The following is a 441-nucleotide window of genomic DNA, read 5'->3' as shown; positions in this document are numbered from 1 at the left end:
TACTGTCGAACTCAGTTGCAGTTTTGGTACCCGAAAAATCTTCGAGCGTCTCCCGTCGGCCGCAGGTCGCACGGAAGCGCTTTGTATTTCCGGTCGTTTTCCGGGCAGGGCATCATCGCGGCGACACGGCATCCGTACGGTACGGATTCCGGCGTAATGCCCAGAGGAGAATTGACATGACTACTGGCACCGTGAAGTGGTTCAACGCGGAAAAGGGTTTCGGCTTCATCGAGCAGGACGGTGGCGGCCCTGACGTGTTCGCCCACTACTCGAACATCGCCGCCCAGGGCTTCCGCGAGCTCCAGGAGGGCCAGAAGGTCTCCTTCGACATCGCGCAGGGCCAGAAGGGCCCGACGGCCGAGAACATCGTTTCCGCCTGACGCTGACGCGTAATACGTAGCTGGGGCCCGCATCCCTCGGGGTGCGGGCCCCAGCTGCATG

At 61.9% G+C, this 441-nt stretch carries 1 protein-coding gene; it reads left to right on the top strand.

The window, feature by feature from the left end:
• The first annotated feature begins 176 nt into the window (after positions 1-176).
• On the top strand, positions 177-380 hold the full coding sequence (locus ASD33_RS26665) for a cold-shock protein (RefSeq protein WP_056565607.1): 204 nt from the start codon (positions 177-179) through the stop codon (positions 378-380).
• Positions 381-441 lie beyond the last annotated feature (61 nt).

This window comes from Streptomyces sp. Root1304, assembly GCF_001426405.1.
Lineage (GTDB): Bacteria > Actinomycetota > Actinomycetes > Streptomycetales > Streptomycetaceae > Streptomyces.
This window is presented reverse-complemented; position numbering and strand designations above follow the sequence as displayed.